The sequence below is a fragment of the Caulobacter sp. CCG-8 genome, from assembly GCF_037402475.1.
GTDB lineage: Bacteria > Pseudomonadota > Alphaproteobacteria > Caulobacterales > Caulobacteraceae > Caulobacter.
The window spans coordinates 37426-50653 of sequence record NZ_JBBEUD010000031.1; the positions used below are offsets into that span (position 1 = coordinate 37426).

A 13228-nucleotide genomic window follows, 5' to 3' on the forward strand; every position below is an offset into this window, starting at 1 on the left:
TCACCGCCACGGCCGCTGCGGCCCTGGAGCAAGCCTGATGGTCGCCTCGCACGGACCCAAGATGAGGACCTCGCTGAACCATCTGCCGGCCGGCAAGGTGCCACGAGCGGACATTGCGCTCCGCTCTAAAAGCCGACCTGCTACTCGGCGCCAGAGTGATTGGTTGATCCTCTTCCCGCAAGCTTCAGCCTATCTCGACGTACCTCGCGAGCTCTTCAGGCGCGCCGGTTGGAAACGCGGCCTTGAGATGATCCAGAAAGGCGGAGACACGCGCACTGAGCAGTCGACGGGACGGATAGAGCGCCCACAGCGCGATCTCCGATCCAACGACGCCACCCCAGGTGACCAGTCGGCCGGCGTCCAGGTCGTGACTGACCAGCGAAATCGGCAGGCGGGCGATCCCGACGCCGGCCCGCACCGCGTCGCGGACCATGATCAGCGACGACAGGCGCAAGACGGGCTCGACCGCGATCCTGGAAGGACCGTCCGAGGTCGTTACATCCCAGGTCTCGGCGTCAGCTCCCGCGCCACGGACGACGGCCCGTACGGATGAACCGTCCACCGGTCGCGCCATGTCCGGGCTAGCCACAACGACCAGGCGATCGCGCAGGAAGAAGCGGCCGATCAGGCCCGCGTCCGGGTTCGGGTTCACCCGGATCACCAAGTCATAGCCCTCCTCGACCATATCCACCGCGCGGTCGTCGGTCGTCACTTCCAGTCGCACCTCGGGGAACGCCAGGGCGAACGCGGCGGCCAGGCGGCCCATGGCTGTTTGAGAGAACAGCAGCGGCGCGCTGATCCGCAGGCGGCCGCGCGGCGTCCCGCCGCCGAAAGCGATCGCGGCGGCGGCTTCGTCCAACTCGGCCAGCAGAGCGCCCGTACGAGCGAAGAGCGCTCGGCCTTCCTCGGTGAGCTTCAACGTCCGCCCGCCGCGCTCCAACAGGCGCAGGTCCAGCCTGGCTTCCAGCTCGGAGACCCGCCGTGACAGCGTGGCCTTGGGGCGGCCTGTTTCGCGGGCAGCGCGGCCGAAGCCGCCATGCCTAGCGACCAAGTTGAAATCAGCGAGGGCGAGCAGGTCCATGTGTTCCACCAGTGAGACGGTTTGTCCAAATCTAGCGACTATTGGCTTCCGGGTGGATCGATCATTTTCCGGGTGTCCACCCACCCCAACCCGGAGATTTCCCATGACCATCCTCGTTACGGGCGCCACCGGCCGTGTCGGCCGACAAGTCGTTCAGCAACTGATCCAGCGCGACGCCAAGGTCCGCGTCCTGGTCCGCGATCCCGCTAAGGCCGACTTCGACACCCGCGTAGAGATCGCCAAGGGCGATCTGCTCGACATCGACGCCCTGCGGTCCGCCTTCAAGGGCGTACGCACCCTGTTCCTGCTCAACGCCGTGGCGGGCGACGAATTCACCCAGGCGCTGATCACCCTGAACATCGCTCGCGAGTGCGGCGTCGAGCGGGTCGTCTACCTGTCGGTGCTGCACGCCGACCGGTTCGTGGACGTGCCGCACTTCGCCGTGAAGTTCGGCGCCGAGCGGATGATCCAGCAGATGGGCTTTTCCGCCACGATCCTGCGGCCGGCCTACTTCATCGACAACGACCTGACGATCAAGGACGTGGTCCTGAACCACGGCGTCTATCCGATGCCGATCGGGGCCAAGGGCGTCGCCATGGCCGACGCGCGAGACATCGCCGAGGTCGCCGCGATCGAGCTGATCCGCCACGACCAGTCGCCGAGCAGGCTGCCGGTCGAAACCCTGAACCTCGTCGGGCCCGACACGCTGACGGGGGCGGCCGTGGCGGCGATCTGGTCGGACGTACTGGGCCGGCCGGTCGTCTACGGCGGTGACGATCCCAGCGGCTTCGAGCAGAACGCGGCGGCCTTCATGCCCAAGTGGATGGCCTACGAGATGCGCCTGATGGCCGAACGCTTCGTCAGCGACGGCATGATCCCGGAGAACGGCGACATCGAGCGCCTGACCGCGATCCTGGGCCGCCCGCTGTACAGCTATCGCGATTTCGCCCTCGAATTGGCGGCTGAGATGAAGCAGGCTTAGGTGCAGCTGGGAATTGGGGGCGGCCAGCGCTGGCCGCCCTCTGCTCGCTTGGCGCCAGTTGCTGACGTTGATGCACCTCCAGCAACCGGACATTCAGCGCCCCAGACGCATGGGCGAGATCGACCCATTGCGGGCGTCCGCATCGCTGGTTAGTTGCGCGTTGGCCCAGCGACGTCTCGCCCGACCATTTGAAATCCGCCGCAACCAAAAGCCAATACGGGAGTTTGTCGGGTATCCGACTCTTTGCGTTTGGAATTCCAAGTCATTGTCGGCGGGGCGCTATCATGACAACCGATGCAGTCGGCCCGGCCAGGGCGACGGTCTCCGTCCTCGTTGTAGAAGACGAGGCGCTCGCACGCCTGCTTGCTTGCGACTTTCTTGAGGTTGGCGGCTTCTCCAGCCTGGAGGCCGCAAATGCACAGGAAGCCTTGGAGCTTCTAATGGCCAAGCCGGATATCGGCGCCATCCTCACCGACGTCGACATGCCCGGGACGCTCAACGGCCTAGGCTTGGCGCGTCAGGTCGCCAATCGCAGGCCTGAGGTTAAGATCGTGGTCACCAGCGGCGGATACACGCCGCGCTCGAGCGATCTTCCGCCCGGAGTGCGCTTCCTATGCAAGCCCTACTCTCCATTGAAACTGCTTAGCGTCATGAGCGAGTTGCTGACGCCCGACGTTCATGGGGCCGCATGGCAGGCAAATGTGAACTTCCGCTAGCCACCCATCTCCGCCGATCCGGAGGTCTGCATTGCCGACCGCGCAGCGCCAATAGCGGACCCTAATATCCGGCCGCAATCCTGCCGTTCACCTCCAGCCCGAAAGCACCGTATCGACCCGATAGGCGCGAGCCTCGCCGCGGGACAGCCAGCGCCCCCGACCGAGCGCGGCGGCGCCGGGGCCATGGGCGGCGAACTGCGAGAACCGAACGCTCTCGGGCTGCAGCATCGTACGCGGATTGCCGTCCCGGCCCGTGTACCACATCTCGGTCCAGCCTTCCGGCGCGATGTGGTCGTCCATCCAGCAGTCGAGGTACGCCGTCGCGCCCACGAAGCGGGGGTCGCCGTAGCGGCCGTCCGGGAAGACGCCGGAGGGACGCCAGGGCCGGCCCAGATAGACACTGTGGCGCTTCACGCCCGGGTCCGCCGTCAACCGGCAGCGATGGAAGACGAAGCCGAAGGGTTGCTCGATCGGCGTACTGGGCGCGACGATGTAGCCGTCGACAGGATCGACCGGCCGAGGGCGCGAGCGGATCTCGCATTGCTCGAACCAGGCCCGGCCCGCGCCGAAGATGAAGTCGTAGCTGCCGGCGATCAGGCAGCGCTCGAACAGGCTGCGGCCAGCGTCGGGGAACAAGGTGTCCTGATAGCCGAGGATGTCGACCTCGGTCAGGCGTGCCCGGTCGCTGCCCTTGTCCAGCATCAGCGCCACGGCCTGCGGCCCCGCGCCGTCGTGCGAATGCAGACCGCCCGGCTTGCTCATCTCGGCCAGGCCGTCGAAGGTGTTCTGGATGGTCAGACTACGCGCCACGAAGTCCGGCGCGCGCACGAACAGGGTCGGCGTCCGGAAGGTGCCCCAGCGCTTGCCGTCGGGCGCGGTCAGGCCGGACGCGGCCAGGTGGCTGATGACGGAGCCCTTGCGGTCCTCGCCGATCAGATGGACGAACGGCTTGTCGATCACGACCTGCTCGTCCCAAAGCCCGCGCGTGACCAGGATCTGGAAGGGCCGCGTCCCGTCGGCCGGCGCCGCGGCGACCGCCTCCGAGAGCTTGGCGAAGGTCGGAGTTGAAAACCGGCGGGGATCGTCGGCGCGCTTGAGCACCGCGTCATAGCGCGGCCCAGCCAGGGCCAGGCTCGGCGTGACGGCCAGGGCCGCCCCCGCCAGAAGCCCGCGTCGCGTCACAGGAACAGTTCGCATTAGAGCCTCAAAGGTAAAAAGGCGGGCGCCGACCGGGACAAGCGGCCGACGCCCATTCCTCGGGAGGAGGAAGCCTAGAACGCGTATCGCAGACCGAAATTGTACTGCCGACCGGTGTGCGAGTAGACGTAGACACTGTCCCGCTGGCTGTCGGTGTACTGGTCGTTGAACGCGTCGGTCAGGTTCAGCCCCTCGAACGTCAGCTTCAGGCGCTTGTTGATCGCGTAGCTGACCGAGGCGTCGACGGTGAACGTGTCGCGCACCCCGTCGACGTCGTTGGTGCTGGTCCCGCTGGGCACCGCCGTCAGATACTTGTCGCGATAGGCGCCAGACACCCGCGCGCTGAACCGATCATCCTCGTAGTAGATCGTCGCGTTGAAGGCGTTCTTCGACAGGCCGACCAGGTCGTCCTGCACGAAGCCCGTCGGCGAGCGCGACGAGATGTAGTCGATCTTGGAATCGACCACGGTGACATTGAAGATCGCCCCGGTGTGGGTCAGGAAGCCCGGCAGGAAGGTGAAGGGCTGCTGGTAGCTGATCTCGATCCCCTTCAGCGGGCCGCCCTTGGTGTTGACCGGCTGGCTGAACAGGAAGGTGTCGTTGACCGAGACGCCCAGGCCGTCGAGCAGGCTGGCCGGCAGCCCCGAAGCGCTGAACGGCTGCGATATCCGCGACGTCTGGATGTAGGTGTCGATGTCCTTGTAGAACAGGCCGACCGACAGCAGGGCGTCCTTGGCGAAATACCATTCGGCCGACAGGTCGTAGGTCGTAGCCCGGATCGGCTCGAGGTTCGGATTGCCCGAGCTTACGCTGAACACACCCACCGTGCTGAGGCTGCCGCCCGGCGTCAGGCTGCCCAGGTTCGGACGGGTCATCACCTTGGCCGCGCCGAAGCGCAGCAGGAAGTCGGGCGTGACCTCGGCCGTGACGTTCAGGGCCGGCAGCCAGTCGTCGTACTCGCGATCGACGGTGGCCTGCTGGGCCGCGCCAGCCACCAGCTGGTAACCGGTCGAGCTCTGCTCGGTCTTGACGTAGCGCACGCCGACGTCGCCGCGGATCGGCCAGGCGAAGCGGTCGCTGTTGAAGTCCAGCTGCGCGTAGGCCGCGGAGTCCTTCTCCTCGACGCTGCGGATGTTGCCGCGAGCGTTGGCGTTGCTGGCGCCGCTCAGCTCGAACAGGCCCTGGCCGTTATAGATGTTGAACAGCTTGGCGAACGCGTTCAGGTCCGGGGCGGACCACGAGGTCGGCACGCCAGACGGCGCGCCCAGGTTCTTGCCGAAGCCCGAGACCGTCTTGGTCAGGCTGGCCAGGGTGACGCCGGCCGGCAGGGTCGGGACCACCGACTCGTTGACCCGGGCCATGGCCCAGGAATCGAAGTTGTAGTCCTTGAAGTTGACGCCGACCTTCAGGTGCAGGCTGTCGTTCAGGCGATAGTCGCCGTCGAGCTGGGCGGTGCCGATCTTGTTGACCACGCCTTGCGGGCGCAGGCGGATTTCCGAGCGCGCCGCGCCGAAGTTGTAGGCCAGCGGATCGTTGACGTCGAAGCCGTAGTTGATCAGCGGCAGGTTGGAATCGGGACGGTAGTCGTACGAGAACCCATCGGAGTTCTCGCGGTTCATGATCACCGTGGTCTGGACGGGATTGTCCATGTCGGACTTGGAGAACCCGACCAGGCCGGTGACTTTCAGCCGTTCGCCGAACTGATGTTCGACGTTGAAAGTGGCCTGGGTGTACTTAGTGTCCAGCTTGTCGAAACGGCTTTCGCTCTCGATGTCGACGTCGTCGAACAGGCCGTAGACCATGTCGCCCTTGGCGTTGACGGCGCCGTCGCGGACGATGATCTCGGGCCGGCCGCCCTGTGAAGCGTTACGGGCGAAGGACAGCGCCTCCAGCCAGTTCTCCTCGCGCGTCGCCTTGAAGTCCGAATAAAGGAAGTCGGCGCTGATCAGGGTGTTCTCGTCGGGGCGGAACTGCACCGAGGTGGTCACGCCCAGGCGCTTCTGGTCATGGGTCAGGCGTCCGTAGCGCGGGAAGCGCGGCGAGAAGACGTTGGCCTGGCTGGCCTGGGTGAAGGTCGAGGCGGGGCTGTAGCCGCCCACTTCCGTGCCGTTCAGCCAGCCGCCCGATCCGTGGCCTTCCTCAAGCAGGTTGCGCTCGGTGTAGGCCACCGAGACCAGCGCGCCCAGCTTGCCGTCGAACCAGGTGTCGGACGCCAGGACCGCCAGACGCGGGTCCCAGGACTTGGACAGGTCGTTGTAGCCCTCCTGGGCCGAGACCACGAAAGTCCTGCCCTTGTAGTCGAACGGGCGACCGGTCTGCAGGTCGACCGTCGCGCCCAGCGAGCCTTCCTCGGTCTGGGCCGAGGCGGTCTTGCGCACGGTGATGCTGTTGAACAGCTCCGAGGCAAAGACGTTGAAGTCGAACGAGCGGTTACGGTTCGCGCCGCCCGAGCTGTCGGTGCCGCTGGTCGTGCTCTGCCCCTCGACGCCGTTGATGCGCACACGGGTGAACTGGGGGCCCAGGCCGCGGACGGTGATCTGACGCCCTTCGCCGGCGTCGCGGGCGATCGAGACGCCCGGCACGCGCTGGATGGACTCGGCCAGGTTGGCGTCGGGGAAATCGGCGATGTCCTCGGCCTTGATGACGTCGACGACGCCGTTGGCGTGGCGCTTGACGCTGAGGGCGCTGCCCAGGCTGGCGCGGAAGCCGGTGACCACCACTTCCTCGACCTCGGAGCTCTGGTCGTCGGCGACCGGGGCCGACGCGGGAGCGGCGTCCTGCGGCAGCGCGACGGGAGCCGTCGAGGCCAGTTGGACGCTGGCTTTCTGCCCCAGCACCGCGGTGCGGCCGTCATTGGAGACCACGACGAGATCGCCGCCTTGCAGCAGACGGGTCAGGCCGTCCGGCACTGAATAGGCGCCCCGCACGGCGTTCACGCGCTTGCCCTGGACCACGGCCTGCGGCGCCAGAATCTGCAGGTCCGCCTGCTTGCCGAACTGGGGAATGCCGGTGGCCGCCGATTGGGCCGGCACGTCGAACTTGCGCGCTTGCGCTTGCGCCTGCGCCTGGCTGGCGACCAGCAGGGCAGTCGCGCCCGCGGCCAGCATCAAGGATGTTCTGGTGTACTCGTACCGCGAATGACCCATGCGGCGCCCTCCCTATGATCTGTTTTTCCGACGGCGCCTCTTGGAGCACCTGTCTTGAGCGATGCGGCGGAAACCGGTTTCCGTCAGACACCGGCAAAAAAATTATTCGCCGGCCTCGACCAGGATCACGTCGCCGCGCACCGTCACCTTGCCGCCGAAGCTGCTGGCGGCCGCCCGGGCGAAGCTTTCCGGCTCGTTGGTGCGGAACCAGCCGACCAGCTTTTCGTCGGCCATCGAGTCATCGGCGATGACGATCTTGCGCGCGTTGTAGCGGTTGAATTCGGCGGCGGCGGTGGCGAAGGCTTCGCCGTCCAGCACGATCTGCCCTTCCCGCCAGGCCAGGTTGCGGGTGATGTCGATCGGCGCGACGGCGGGGTTGGCGGGCCCGACCTCGTCGCTGACGAAGATCCGCTCGCCGGCCCCGACGCGGCGGGGCGCGCCGCCGACGTCCTGCGACCAGGCCTCGACCACGCCTTCGGTCACGAGGACATCGCATCCGCCTTCGCGGCGGCGCACCGAAAAGGCCGTGCCCACGGCCCGCACCCGCACCGGCCCGCTCTCGACCACGAAGGGACGCTGCGGGTCCTTGGCGACCTGGAACCAGGCCTCGCCCTTGTCCAGCTTCACCTGCCGCAGCCGAGGCCGCATGGTCACGTCCAGGACGGTGTCGGTGTTGATCGCGGCCATCGAGCCGTCCGACAGCGGCACCCGGCGGATTTCGCCCAGCGCGGTGCCGTAGCGCGCCGACAGCAGTCGAGGCGCGATGACGATCGCCGCGCAGGCCGCCGCCGCCACGCCCAGTCCGGCCAGCAGGCGACGGCGCCCCATCCGTCCGCGTTCGGACAACGAGCGTTCCGCCGGGGCGCCGCCCAGCGCCTTCGCCCGGTCCAGCATCAACCAGGCGGCCTCGGCCCGCACATGGGCGCCCTGGCGGCGAGGATCGCCCGTCAGCCAGGCGTCCAGTTCGGTTCGCTCCGCCAGGGTCAGCTCGCCCTGATCGGCGCGAACCACCCATCGGACGGCTTGCGCCTCGATGTCAGCGGCGCTTTCGCGTTCGATCATGAGAGCTCGACCTCCTTGGGACAGCGTCTTGGTTGGTTTCGCCCTCGGCGAGGGCGGCGAGGATGGCGCGCAGCCCCCTCACGGATTCATTCTCGACCACGTGCTCGGTCACGCCCATGCGGCGGGCGATCTCGCGCTGCGGCAAGCCTTCGATCTTGCGCATCTCGAAGATGCGTCGGCACCGTTCGGGCAAGGCCGCGATCAGGCGCTGCACCCGGGCCAGTTCCCGCCGCCCACCGGCGATCCGCTCGGGCGAAGGCTCATCCAGTTCGACGTTCAGCGCGTCGATTTGCGTCACCGTCTCGATGCGGACCACCCGCGCCCGCCGGATCTGCTCCAGGGCGACGCTCCGCGCGGCCTGGAAGAAATAGGCCCGCGGATTCTCGATGTGGTCGATCGAGGCGAGGTTGGCCAGCCGACAATAGGCTTCCTGGATCACGTCGTCGGCGTCGCCCGCCGCGGCCAGGGATCGCCGAAGCCATGCGCGCACGTCGGCTTCATGGGGCAGAATCTCCCGCCCCAGCCACGCAACAATGCGCCCACGTCCATCCTGCAACCGGTTTCCTCGCCTGGCTTTGGGTCTTTTCTGAAGCGATGCACGGCGAGCAGGTTTCCGTCAAACAAAGTGGGCAACGCAACGCAGCCGCCGCTTGTGAAGGTAACATGGCGCCAACAGCGGACTCCCGACTCACTGCTGAGACCTGACATTCCAAAGGCGCTAGACGAGCCTGGCGATCGAGCAAATGACCTATGCGGAATGGCGCTCGCTTTCCTCGAGCGTGCGTCGAACGGCGAGCGCCAGGTCGCTGACCTTGAACGGCTTGCGAAGCACCGCCTCAGAACGAACCAAGTCCTTGATCGCCTGCGCATCCGCGTAGCCGGTGACCAGGAGGACGGCGAGCGCGGGAAGGACCTGACGCGCCTGGACCGCAACCTGGGCGCCGTTGACGCCCGGCATCGCGAAATCCACCACCATCAGGTCGGGGCGGTCCTCGGCGATGCGATCCAGACCGGCCTGGCCGCCGGACGCTTCGGTGACGTGGTAGCCTAGCGATTTGAGGCATTGAACGATGAACCGCCGCACACCGGGATCATCATCCACCACCAAGACTCGCTCGCCCTGGCTGAGCGGCGTCTCCGCGGCGGGGATTTCACTAGGCTTAAGGCGCTCGGCCGCGTCACTGACCGGCAGCCAGATCTCGATGGTCGTGCCCGTGCCCACGGTGCTGTCGATCCGCACAGTGCCCCCAGACTGGGTGGCGATGCCGTAGACCTGGCTGAGGCCAAGGCCCGTGCCCTTGCCCACGCTCTTTGTGGTGAAGAAGGGGTCGAAGACCTTGGCCAAAAGCTCGGCCGGAATGCCATGCCCCGTGTCTTTGACGGCGATGACCACATGATGGCCCGGCTGCAGGCCCTCGTGCCAGTCGTCGGCCAAGCGGGTGGACACCGTCACCGTTCCGCCCTCCCCCATCGCGTCGCGGGCGTTGATCGCCAAGTTGAGGATCGCCAGTTCCAACTGATTGGGGTCGGCGTTGGCGCGCGTCATTCCAGCGCGCAGATTCGTTCTAACCTCGACCGTATGCCCCAGGGTGCGGGTCAGAAGGTCGTCCATCCCCAGGATGAGCGCATCGACCTCGACGGGCTGCAGATCCAACTGCTGGCTACGGGAGAAGGCCAGGAGTTGGGCCGTCAGCTTGGTGGCCCGTTCCACGCCCTCGCGGGCGTTGGCGGCCATGCGCTTGATCCGCTCGTCGTCGCTGCGCCGCTCGATCATATCGATATTGCCGACGATAGCGGTCAGGAGGTTGTTGAAGTCGTGGGCGATGCCGCCGGTCAACTGGCCGATAGCGTCCATCTTCTGGGCCTGGACCAGGGCGGCCTGGGCCTGCTCGCGCTCGCCGATCTCGTTGAGCAGCCGCGCATTGGAGCGCTGCAGCTCATGGACGCTCTCGGCGACCCGCTTTTCCAAGGTTTCGTTCATCGCCATCAAGGCCGCCTCGGCGGCCTTGCGCTCGGTGATGTCGAGCGTCACGCCCGACAGGCGCCTTGGCAAGCCTGGGGCTGGGCGGCCGCGAACCTGAAGCCAGTGAACGGAGCCGTCGGGCCAGACGACGCGATATTCAACGCCGTAGTCCTCGCCCCGGTTGATCGAGGCGTCCAGCCCGCCCTGACGCCGTTCCGCGTCATCGGGATGAACCGCGGCCTCAACCTGCGCCAGGGTCAGTTCGGCATCGAGGCTACGCCCAAAGTGGGCCTTGGTCATGGGCGACACCGCGATCTGGCGACTGTCGAGGTCGAGGTCCCAGGCGCCGAGCTGACCGGCGTCCAGAGCAAAACGAAGCTTCTCTTCGGCTTTGGCCTGCTCGACCAAGTGATCCCGGGCCACGTACTGGCGTCGACGCGCACGCACCGCCGAGGCCGCCGCGCTGATCAGCGTCTCGGCGTTGATCGGCCGCTCGAGCAGCACGATGTTGCCGATCGCGCTCAACCGCGCCGCATCGGCCTGGGTGCGCTTGCCCGGCTGCTTGGTAACCAGGACAATAAACGGAAAGTCCGACCATGCCGGTTGCGCGGCGAGCCACGCGGTCAAGGTATCGGTGGCGTCGGCGGCCAATGCCTCCTCGGTCAGGACGGCCGCCCCTGCGTCCTCCCGCAGCGCCTGCGTAAGCGCCGACAGGTTGGGACAAATCAGCGTTCGGTGGCCCAGATTGGCCAAGGTCTCGGCGATCACCGGCGCGTCCCTGCCTCGCGGCGCCAGGATCAGGATACGTTCATCCATGCGCGCGCGGCTCGTCGCCTTGGCCGAGCATGGGCACCTTGCCTTCGTAGGACGGCAGGCCCGACATCACGCCCTGGAAGTCGGTCAGGGCTTCGCCCACCTCGATGCCATCATGGGTCAGGCGGATCTCGCGGATGGTCTTCTCATGCTCAGTGGTGCGGCTCTTGACCGCCGAGATGGCCGTGCGGATCGCGCCGGCCGCCTCGAAGAAGCGGAACAGCAGGATGCTGTCTGACAGATAGCTCAGATCGATATCGCTGCGAACTTCGCCGATGAAGCCGTGCTGACCGAGGATCAACAGCGTGACCACGCCCTGCTGGTTCAGATAGGTCAGCAGCTCGTGCATCTGCAGCAGCAGGAACTTCTGTCCCGGCATGGCCTGCAGATAGGCGTTGAGGCTGTCGATGACGATCAGGGTCGCGCCGACCTGCTCGACCGCGTCGCGGACGTGGAAGGCGAACTCGCCTGGCGACAGCTCGGCCGGATCGATGGCGCGGATCAGCAGCTGGCCGTTGTCGAGGAAGGGCTGCAGATCCATTCCCAGCGACTTTGAACGCGCCAGCAAGGTCGGCAGGCCCTCGTCAAACAGGTAATACGCGACCCTCTCTCCGCGCTCCAGGGCGGCCAGAGCGCAGCGCACCGCCGTGGTCGTCTTGCCGACGCCCGAGGGCCCGCTGATCAGGGTGTTGGTGCCGCGCGACAGGCCGCCGCCGACCAGGGCGTCCAGGCCCGGCGTGCCGGTCGACACGACTTCGTGCGTGAAGTCAGCATGATGATGGGCCGCCACCAGCCGCTCGAAGACGGTGACGCCGCCGGTGTCCAGCTCGAAGTCGTGGAAGCCGCCGCGATACTTGACGCCGCGCATCTTGACCACTTCCAGGCGCCGACGCTGCGAGCCGTACTCCTGAGGGGTGCGCTGCAGGCTGATGACGCCATGGGCGATGCTGTGGAGCTGAAGGTCGCCATCTTCGGCGGTCATGTCATCCAACAGCAGCACCGTGCACTTACGGGTGGCGAAGAAGTGCTTGAGCGCCAGGATCTGTCGGCGATGGCGCAGCGGGTTCTGCGCCAGCAGCCGCATTTCCGACAGGCTGTCGAAGACCACCCGCAGCGGCTTGGTCTCCTCGACCTGACGCATAACGCCGCGCGTAGTCTCGCCCAGCTCGACGTCGGAAGGATGCAGCACCGATTGTTCGCTGTCGGGATCCAAGCCCTCTTCGCTGACCAGCTCGAAGAGGTCGATGCCGTCGAGCAACCAGCCGTGACTGGCCGCGGCGGCCCGCAGCTCGGTCTCGGTTTCCGACAGGGTGATGTAGAGCCCGCTTTCGCCCAGCTCGCGGCCTTTGAGTAGGAACTGCAGGGCCAGGGTGGTCTTGCCCGAGCCCGGCGTGCCTTCGATCAGATAGATGCGATCGCGCGTCAGCCCCCCGCCCAGGATTTCATCCAGGCCAGGGACCCCGGTGGCCACACGCGGCTCGGACTGGCTGGCGGTCGGATCAATCTGCATAGGCGCTCCTGGCACGGGGTCTCGGACTTATCGGCAAGCGCCTCAAGGGCTTTGCACGGCCTTTTAACTCACGAGCTAAAGCCAAGGTTTCTCCGGACCGGAAAATGTGCCGCTGGAACGGGTCCACAACGGCGGCTTCGAGGGAACCTTTGCCTTGGCAGGCCGCTTCCTCGCCATGAGCGATCTGAACCGCGCCAGCCTCGAAGACATCACCGCCACGGGCATAGAGGCGCACATCGCGCGCCAATTGATGTTCTGGGGTCCTTTTCGCGCGTGGGAGGACTTGCTGTGGCTCAGCGATGTTGACGACGAAACCCTGGAGCGCCTGAAGGCGCGTGGCTTTGAACTTCGGACCGGTTTCGATCACGACTGGGCCCCGCCGAAGCGGTTCGAACTGTCCCAAGCCGCGGCTCGGAGCTGAGCCCCCCGCGCCCGATCGCCACCGCGGCCCAAGTCCAGGCCCCCGTGCGGCGCCTCATCCAAGAATGGCCTTGGCGCCGACATAACCCGCTCGTCAGGCGGCGATGTCGTCGTCCATGGAACGTGGCGGAAAGAAGAACCGCCCCGCAGTGGCGCCGTCACGCAGCTTGATTTCCAGGACGACAGGTTCGCCGGCGTCAGCCAGGCGATGGGCGAGCGCACGCGCGGCCTGCTCGGCGCTCGCGCCGGTAGCGAAGATCATCGGGTTGTCACTGAGGTCGCTGAGAACCGCCCACGCTTCACTGGCGGGCTCGACATAGATATGAGTCGGCATAATC

11 protein-coding genes are annotated in these 13228 nt (G+C 66.6%); 3 read left to right on the forward strand and 8 right to left on the reverse strand.

Annotation, left to right across the window (positions count from 1 at the left end; translation table 11 throughout):
• Window positions 1–184 precede the first annotated feature (184 nt).
• Window positions 185–1081 carry a LysR family transcriptional regulator gene (locus WAE60_RS22470; protein ID WP_029907465.1) on the reverse strand — a complete coding sequence of 299 codons (897 nt, stop codon included), beginning with the start codon at window positions 1079–1081 and terminating at the stop codon, window positions 185–187.
• Window positions 1082–1184: 103 nt separating this feature from the next.
• Here WAE60_RS22470 and WAE60_RS22475 point away from each other — a divergent pair, with 103 nt between their 5' ends.
• Window positions 1185–2063, forward strand: coding sequence for an NmrA family NAD(P)-binding protein (locus tag WAE60_RS22475; RefSeq protein WP_029907466.1), 879 nt, complete (start codon window positions 1185–1187; stop codon window positions 2061–2063).
• Between the two features lie 284 nt (window positions 2064–2347).
• On the forward strand, window positions 2348–2779 hold the full coding sequence (locus tag WAE60_RS22480) for a response regulator (RefSeq protein ID WP_337688929.1): 432 nt from the start codon (window positions 2348–2350) through the stop codon (window positions 2777–2779).
• Window positions 2780–2866: 87 nt separating this feature from the next.
• On the opposite strand, the gene WAE60_RS22485 is transcribed toward WAE60_RS22480, so the two are convergent.
• The 6 genes from WAE60_RS22485 to WAE60_RS22510 all read right to left on the reverse strand — a co-directional run bounded on the left by WAE60_RS22485 (window position 2867) and on the right by WAE60_RS22510 (window position 12470).
• Entirely contained in the window at window positions 2867–3976 is a 1110-nt protein-coding gene (locus tag WAE60_RS22485) for a pectinesterase family protein (RefSeq protein WP_081916472.1), read from the reverse strand.
• 74 nt (window positions 3977–4050) lie between these two features.
• Window positions 4051–7122 (reverse strand): TonB-dependent receptor, encoded by a 3072-nt coding sequence (locus WAE60_RS22490; protein WP_337688930.1) that lies wholly within the window; start codon window positions 7120–7122, stop codon window positions 4051–4053.
• 102 nt (window positions 7123–7224) lie between these two features.
• On the reverse strand, window positions 7225–8184 hold the full coding sequence (locus WAE60_RS22495) for a FecR domain-containing protein (protein WP_337688932.1): 960 nt from the start codon (window positions 8182–8184) through the stop codon (window positions 7225–7227).
• Window positions 8159–8740: an RNA polymerase sigma factor gene (locus WAE60_RS22500; protein ID WP_029907471.1), complete on the reverse strand. Its 582-nt coding sequence runs from the start codon at window positions 8738–8740 to the stop codon at window positions 8159–8161. Before WAE60_RS22500 ends, WAE60_RS22495 begins: the two co-directional genes overlap by 26 nt.
• 192 nt (window positions 8741–8932) lie before the next feature.
• Window positions 8933–10963 carry an ATP-binding protein gene (locus tag WAE60_RS22505; RefSeq protein ID WP_337688934.1) on the reverse strand — a complete coding sequence of 677 codons (2031 nt, stop codon included), beginning with the start codon at window positions 10961–10963 and terminating at the stop codon, window positions 8933–8935.
• Entirely contained in the window at window positions 10956–12470 is a 1515-nt protein-coding gene (locus tag WAE60_RS22510) for an ATPase domain-containing protein (RefSeq protein WP_337688936.1), read from the reverse strand. Before WAE60_RS22510 ends, WAE60_RS22505 begins: the two co-directional genes overlap by 8 nt.
• Window positions 12471–12576: 106 nt before the next feature.
• Between WAE60_RS22510 and WAE60_RS22515 the strand changes: the two genes are divergently transcribed.
• A complete protein-coding gene (locus WAE60_RS22515; RefSeq protein ID WP_337688937.1) occupies window positions 12577–12891 on the forward strand; it encodes a hypothetical protein in 315 nt (104 codons plus the stop codon).
• 93 nt (window positions 12892–12984) lie between these two features.
• On the opposite strand, the gene WAE60_RS22520 is transcribed toward WAE60_RS22515, so the two are convergent.
• Window positions 12985–13228, reverse strand: a 244-nt coding sequence (locus WAE60_RS22520) for a hypothetical protein (protein WP_337688938.1), incomplete at its 5' end; no start/stop codon positions are given.

What these genes read in the sequence shown, in the direction of transcription:
- WAE60_RS22470 (WP_029907465.1), bottom strand. Translation starts at nt 1,081, where the DNA reads ATGGACCTGCTCGCCCTCGCTGATTTCAACTTGGTCGCTAGGCATGGC.
- WAE60_RS22475 (WP_029907466.1), top strand. Translation starts at nt 1,185, where the DNA reads ATGACCATCCTCGTTACGGGCGCCACCGGCCGTGTCGGCCGACAAGTC.
- WAE60_RS22480 (WP_337688929.1), top strand. Translation starts at nt 2,348, where the DNA reads ATGACAACCGATGCAGTCGGCCCGGCCAGGGCGACGGTCTCCGTCCTC.
- WAE60_RS22485 (WP_081916472.1), bottom strand. Translation starts at nt 3,976, where the DNA reads ATGCGAACTGTTCCTGTGACGCGACGCGGGCTTCTGGCGGGGGCGGCC.
- WAE60_RS22490 (WP_337688930.1), bottom strand. Translation starts at nt 7,122, where the DNA reads ATGGGTCATTCGCGGTACGAGTACACCAGAACATCCTTGATGCTGGCC.
- WAE60_RS22495 (WP_337688932.1), bottom strand. Translation starts at nt 8,184, where the DNA reads ATGATCGAACGCGAAAGCGCCGCTGACATCGAGGCGCAAGCCGTCCGA.
- WAE60_RS22505 (WP_337688934.1), bottom strand. Translation starts at nt 10,963, where the DNA reads ATGGATGAACGTATCCTGATCCTGGCGCCGCGAGGCAGGGACGCGCCG.
- WAE60_RS22510 (WP_337688936.1), bottom strand. Translation starts at nt 12,470, where the DNA reads ATGCAGATTGATCCGACCGCCAGCCAGTCCGAGCCGCGTGTGGCCACC.